4 protein-coding genes and 1 pseudogene are annotated in these 6518 nt (G+C 65.5%); 4 read left to right on the forward strand and 1 reads right to left on the reverse strand.

Annotated elements, in window-relative coordinates:
• Positions 1-46: 46 nt before the first annotated feature.
• Positions 47-1399 carry a virulence factor family protein gene (locus ABE493_RS08840; RefSeq protein WP_346498562.1) on the forward strand — a complete coding sequence of 451 codons (1353 nt, stop codon included), beginning with the start codon at positions 47-49 and terminating at the stop codon, positions 1397-1399.
• A 281-nt stretch (positions 1400-1680) separates the two neighbouring features.
• On the opposite strand, the gene mprF is transcribed toward ABE493_RS08840, so the two are convergent.
• A complete protein-coding gene (gene mprF / locus ABE493_RS08845; protein WP_346498563.1) occupies positions 1681-4233 on the reverse strand; it encodes a bifunctional lysylphosphatidylglycerol flippase/synthetase MprF in 2553 nt (850 codons plus the stop codon).
• Between the two features lie 169 nt (positions 4234-4402).
• On the opposite strand from mprF, the pseudogene ABE493_RS08850 reads away from it, so the two are divergent.
• The 3 genes and pseudogenes from ABE493_RS08850 to ABE493_RS08860 form a co-directional block, all read left to right on the forward strand.
• Positions 4403-5026 (forward strand): annotated as a pseudogene (locus ABE493_RS08850) (DUF998 domain-containing protein); the annotation flags it as partial.
• Positions 5027-5089: 63 nt separating this feature from the next.
• A complete protein-coding gene (locus tag ABE493_RS08855; RefSeq protein WP_057627127.1) occupies positions 5090-5437 on the forward strand; it encodes a RidA family protein in 348 nt (115 codons plus the stop codon).
• Between the two features lie 95 nt (positions 5438-5532).
• Positions 5533-6057, forward strand: coding sequence for a hypothetical protein (locus tag ABE493_RS08860; RefSeq protein WP_346498564.1), 525 nt, complete (start codon positions 5533-5535; stop codon positions 6055-6057).
• Positions 6058-6518 lie beyond the last annotated feature (461 nt).

Below are 6518 nucleotides of genomic sequence, written 5' to 3' on the forward strand. Positions count from 1 at the left end.
CAACAGCAGGCGTAGGCTGGGCCGGTTAGAAACCGGGACTGGATGGATGGCGCGTGTGATCTGGGGAAGAAGTGTGCTGGCGCTGAGCCTGCTGGTGGCACCCGTGGTGACGGCATTGGCGGCCGAACAGGTCAGCCATGGCCGTTTTCAAAACGTACCGGTGTTATTGCCCGGCACCCCAGCAGAACGGGTGGTGCTGTGGTTCGGCGATGGCCACGCGCCGGCGGCGCAGCATCAGGCGCGGCTGCAGGCGCTGCGCGATGACGGCGCCATGGTGGTCGATATCGACACCCGCCAGCTGTACCAGGTACTGGCCAAGGAAGGCGCGCATTGCGGCTTTTCGGCCGGTGACGTGGAGAACTTCTCGCGCTACGTACAAGCCTACTACCGTGTGCCCACCTACCGTCTGCCGATACTTGGCGGCGACGGTGCCGGTGCGGCCTTGGCCTATGCGGTGGCAACACAGGCCGATGCGGACGTGTTTGCCGGCTTGCTGACCGAGGATTTCTGCCCGCAACTGCACAACGCGACGATGATCTGCGGTGATGCCATCAAGGGCCGCAGTCTGCAGCCGCAGCCGCTGCGTTTCCCGTGGTTGAATGCTGCCGCCGGCACTGCGCAGGCTTGCCCGGCGACGACGGTCAATACCTTCACCGCCGCGGTGCCGTGGGCGCGGCCGTTTGCGCGTACCCGTGCGGGCAGTGCCTTGCCCGGTGAGCTTGCTGCCGCGCGGGTGCTGGGCGCGCAACACGGCGTCAGTCTGCCTGCGGTGCCAGCGGACTTGGATGGTCTGCCGCTGGTGGAAGTGCCGACCAGCGGGCCGGGCGATACCTTCGCGGTGTTCGTCTCCGGCGATGGTGGCTGGGCGGGATTGGACAAGGAGGTCGCAGGCGCCCTGGCGCAGGCCGGTATTCCGGTGGTGGGCGTGGATTCGCTGCGTTACTTCTGGAGCGAACGCACACCGGCCGGGTTTGCCACTGATCTGGATCGCATCGCGCGCTACTACGCCAACCACTGGCAGCGGCCGAAACTGCTGCTGGTCGGTTTCTCGCAGGGCGCCGACGTATTGCCTGCGGCGATCAACAAGCTGCCGCCGCCCAGCGCGCAGATGCTGAGCATGACCGCACTGATGTCGCTGGGCGAGCGCGCGGACTACGAATTCCATGTCAGCAACTGGATTTCCAGCGGCGGCGATGATGGCCTGCCGATCGCGCCGGAAATGCGCAAGCTGGCCGCCGACCGCACCTTGTGCATCTATGGCGAGGACGACGACGACGCGCTGTGCCCGAAGCTGCCAGCCGGCAGCGCGCAGTTGCTGAAGCTGCCCGGCGATCACCATTTCGAAGGCGACTACGCCGGCCTGGCCAAGGTGATCCTGCAGCACGTGCAGAGCCGATAAGGCCTGGCAGCAGCATCGATGTGCTTGTGGGAGCGGCGTAAGCCGCGAAGCCGGCAATCCCAAACGACCACCTGTAGGAGCGGCGTAAGCCGCGAAGCTGACGTCGTTTCAGTTCACCGGCTTCGCGGCTGACGCCGCTCCTACAAATGCCACCGCTACGTTGTTGAAGTGCTTGTGGGAGCGGCGTGAGCCGCGAAGCTGACGTCGTTTCGGTTCACCAGCTTCGCGGCTGACGCCGCTCCCACAAACCAGCAAACCAGCAAACCAGCAAATCAAAACGACTACTTTCTGCTTGGATCCAGCGAAATCAGCCGGGTCACATCCAGCAGTGCCGCCGGCAGATGCACACCGCCGGGGGCGGCCAGATAACGCGGCCGCCATTCCGGCGCGAACTTGGATTTGAAACGGCGCAAGCCGGTGAAACCATAGAAGCGCTCGCCATGCCGCGCGACCAGATTGGCGAAGCGATTCCAGCGGCCGGCCAGACGGTGCTGGGCCAGACCGGTCAGCGGTGCCATGCCCAGCGAGAAGCGGGTATAGCCATTGGCCGCGCCCCACAGGAACAGCTCGATGAACAGGAAATCCATCGTGCCCTTGGGCGCATCCGGGCGGTGCCGCATCAGATCGACGGAGAGCTCCTTGCCGGCCGGTGCCTGCCAGATATTGGCGAAGGCGACGATGCGTCCTTCGGCCTCGACCAACGCCACCGGGAAGCGGCTCATGTAGCCGGGCTCGAAGCTGCCCAGTGAGAAGCCTTTCTCCTCGCCGGCTTTTTCGTCCAGCCAGGCGTCCGAGATTTCGGCCAGCGCATCCAGCAGCGCCGGCACCTCGCCCGCCGCCACCAGCTTGAAGCTCAGGCCCATGCGCTTGCCCTTGTTCCATGCCTGGCGCAGGTCGGCGCGTTCGCTGCCGGCCAGGCTGAAATCATTCAGCGGCACCATCGCTTCCTCGCCCAGTTTCACCAGGGTCAGGCCCAGGTCCAGATAGTTCTGCCAGTACTTGCCGCTGGTCTGATAGAACACCGGGCGCAGGCCGAGGCGGTCCGCTTCTTCACGGAATTTCCAGATCAGCGCCGTGGCCACCTGCGCCGGCCCGACCGGGTCGCCCATGGCTACCAGTGAGCCGCCATAGCGCTGCAGCATCACGAAGCCATCGCCGGCTTCGCTGCGCAGGATCGCCTTGTCGCCGGTCATCGCCACGCAGGCCTGGGTGTCCTCGGCCTGCGCCAGGATCGGCCGCAGCTGTTCCAGCGTGGCGTCATCGGGCAAGGGCAGTGGACTGCGGGTGCTGTGCAGCAGCCGTGCCAAGCCGAAGATGACCACGGCGATGCAGACCAGCAACAGGGCACGCAGCGCACGCGGTGCATTGCCGGAGGTGGCGAACTGCCACCAGAGCTCGCTCTGGTATTCGACGTGGCTGTAGACGAAGAACAACAGCCATACCGTGGCCACCAGCACCAGCGCCACATTGCGCAGCCAGGGCCAGGACCAGGCTTCATCCAGCAACGCGCCCTCGCGGTAGAACTCGCGCCGTGCCGCCCACAAGGCCATCGCCAACAGCGGCAGGGTAAGTGCCACGGTGAGATGGCCGCCGCGCAACCAGGCCGGCAACGGCAGCGCGATGCACAGCGCGAATGCCAGCATCCAGGCGGCATGACTGCGCCGCTGCAGGCCCTGGCCGATCAACAACAGCAGGATGCCGCCGAGGCTGCCCAGCAGATGCGAGGTTTCCACGATGGGCAGCGGCGCCGGTAGAACCCGCTGATGCGGTACCGGCAAGGTGCCATCGATCAGCAGCAGCGCGCCGGCGGCGAATACCGCCAGCGCTATCAGCTGCGGCAGCCACGGCCGCACTACCGTCCAGGCGGTGCCGGCGCCACTACGCAGTGGCCGGCGCACGCTGGCCAGTGCCGCCAGCAATGCGGACAGGAACAAGGGCAGCAGGTAGTAGGTGACCCGGTAGGCCACGGCGGCGGCCAGCAGGGCCGCCGGTGCCACATGCGGCAGCAGCTTGAGCAGGCTCCATTCGAATACGCCCAGCCCGGCCGGCACGGTGGAAACCAGGCCCGCCACCACCGCCACCAGATACAGGCCAACGAAGCCGACAAAACCGACCTCGCCCTGTGCCGGCAGCAGCACATAGAACGCCGCCGATGCCAGGCATAACTCGACCACGCTCAAGGCGGTGACTTCCAGCACCGTGCGCCGGTCGGGTATCCACATGCGGTGTTGGCCCCAACCGATGCTGCGGCCCTGGCGCCCAACCAGCAGCAACATCGCAGCGAAGCCGACCAGCATGGCCACGCCCACTGCGTGTACTGCCATTGCCGGGATCGGCAAGGCCAGCGCGGCCGCGCCCGGCTCCAGCAACAGGGCAAAGCCCAGCAACAGCCAGGCGCCAAACACGAAGCCCAGCGTGCTCATCAGCACCACCTGGCCGATTTCGGCAAGGCTGAGCCCTGCGCGGCCATAGCTGCGCACGCGGACGGCACCACCGGTCAGTGCCGCAAACCCCAGCGTCTGCCCGGCGGCGTGGGCGAGGAAGGCGGTGAGAGCCACCCGGGTGGCCGGCAAGGGATGCCTGGCGCGACGCAGGCCAATGGCGTCGAACCCGATCAGGCAGGCGTAGCTGGCCATGCCCAGCAGCGTCGCCAGCCCCAGCTGCGACCATGACAGCCCGCGCACCGCCGCGCGGATCTGGTGGTAGCCGTGGTCGCTGAACTCCCCGGCCAAGGCATGCAGGGCCATTGCCATGATGGCCAGGGTTACCAGGATGGCGGCAATACGTCGCCAGCCCGGTGCGGACGGGTGCGAAGGCGTGGCAGACGCGGTCATGCAGGTTCGGCGGGCTGGGCGCTGGTACGGCGCGGAGTCATAAGACTAGCGGTAGTGCGTGATGATGGCTGCATGTCGCCTGCAGGGCGTTTCCATCGGCTTCAGTCGGCGCGGCGGTGGCAGGCGCACTAGACTGGGTGGCTCAAGGCTCAGGCGTAGGGGAGAGGGCATGGGTGGTGGTTCGCAAGGGGCCGGGTTGCCACGTCCGGCACTGGTCGTGGCGGTGGTGTTGGCATTGCTGACGTTTTTGCTGATCGCCATCGCGCTGCAGTTTGCCCGTGATGATCTGGACTGGATGCGCGCCACCCTCAGCCTTTATCTGCATGGCCCTTATGGCGTGCTGCTGCGCGTGGCCTATTGCCTGCTGGCATCGGCCATCGCCGCACTCGGCGTGATGTTGTACCGGCAGGCGAACGGGCCTGCGCGGCGGGGCTTGCCGGCAGTGCTGTTCGTGGTTGCAGGAGTGGCACTGGCAGCGGTGGCCATCGGTGACAGCTGGCTGCCGCAGCATGCGCCGCTGCTGGCACCCTTGCTGCACGGATTTGCGGCGCAGACCGCGTTCCTGTGCGTGACCGTGGCAATGCTGTTGCAGGCATGGTGGTTCGGACGCGATCCGCGCTGGCAGCATCAGCATCGACTGGCCTGGTGGTGGGCGTGGGTTGCGTTTGCCGCCTTGTGGCTGCACGTGCTGTGGCGTGACAGCCCGCGTGGGCTGGGCCAGAAGCTGGTGATTGCCACCGTGGTGGGCTGGCTGCTGCTCGTTGCGCTGGCGTCATGGCGGCGTTCACGCAAAGAAACGCCTGAAACTTCCACTTGGGGGCACAATGATGGGTACATTCACAACAGCGAGTCAGCCATGATCCAACGCTTCGATACCGGTCCGCGCATGTCCGAAATGACCATCCACCACGGCGTGGCCTACCTGGCCGGGCAGGTGCCGGAAGACACCAGCGCCGATATCGTTGGCCAGACCCAGCAGGTATTGCAGGCCATTGACGATCTGCTGCGTCTGGCGCCGACCGACAAGAGCAACATCCTGCGTGCGGAAATCTTCATCGCCGACATGGCCGACTTCGCAGGCATGAACGAAGCCTGGGACAAGTGGGTACCGCAGGGTGCGACGCCGGCGCGCGCCACCGTGCAGGCCAAGCTGGCCAACCCGGCGTGGAAGATCGAGATCGTGATTACCGCTGCAGTGCCGTAAGCAGCTGCTGCGATAGCAGTCGTCTGCCCTGGAGGCTACGGTGTCCGGGGCAGACAGCCGCTTGATTGGTTTGGTTTTTTTGCAGCGAGGCAGGGATGGAAATGATGCGTTACCTGTTGTTCGCAGCCGTGGCTGCCAGCGGTGCACTGCATGCGGCGGCACCGGCGCAAGCCGCGCTGACGAAACTGATCTACAAGCAGGCACCGTTGCAGCGCATCGAGCCGCAGGACTACCTGCAGTTCAAGCTGATCGAAGCGGAGCTGCGCAACACGGTGCGACGCCATGGCGACCGCAGCGTACCCAATCGATTCTGCGCGGTGGGTTATCAGCTGGGGAGTGGCCAGTTGGAGACAGTGCTGCTTTGGGACAACGCCCAGTGGTTGATCCGCTGGTGGGGTGGTGATGCGCTGGCCACGTCGGAGGAGCGGTATGCAGTGTCGGCCTCGTTCTCGCCGGTCACCGACCTGCGCACGGATCTGGTCGAGGATGATCGGTTCCCGCTGGGCACGCGTGCGATAGTGCGCGCGGACGCGGAGGCCTTGATCGCGGATTGTCACGCACACGGCCGCCAGTACACGGTGCCGCCGTTGCCGCCGAAAGCGGAAGACGACGAATACTGAGCAGGCGTGCCGCTTTGGCCGCTCTGCTGTTTTGTGGGAGTGGCATCAGCCGCGAAGCCGATTACAAGTGGATTGCAGTGTTCAGCATGATTCCGGGCAGCCAAGGCATCGCTAGATGCACGCCTGCGATTGGAATCTTTGTCAGCTGGATTTCCACCAGCTTCGCGGCTGACGCCGCTCCCACACTCACTCGCTGACGAAGCCGGCTCCTGTGCTTTTGTAGGAGCGGCGTCAGCCGCGAGGCCTGCGGCATTTGGATTGCAGCGTTCAACATGATCTTGGGCAGCCAAGGCTCGCCAGATACATGCCTGCGATTGGAATCTTCGCCAGCTGGATTTCCATCAGCTTCGCGGCTTACGCCGCTCCTACAAAAGCACCTGCAAGTGCAGCTGCAAGGCAGCTACCAGCGAGACTGCTAGATTGCGATCAGCTCGATGCAGTCGACCGGGCAGGGCGGGATG

The sequence above is a fragment of the Stenotrophomonas terrae genome (assembly GCF_039674165.1).
GTDB lineage: Bacteria > Pseudomonadota > Gammaproteobacteria > Xanthomonadales > Xanthomonadaceae > Stenotrophomonas > Stenotrophomonas terrae_A.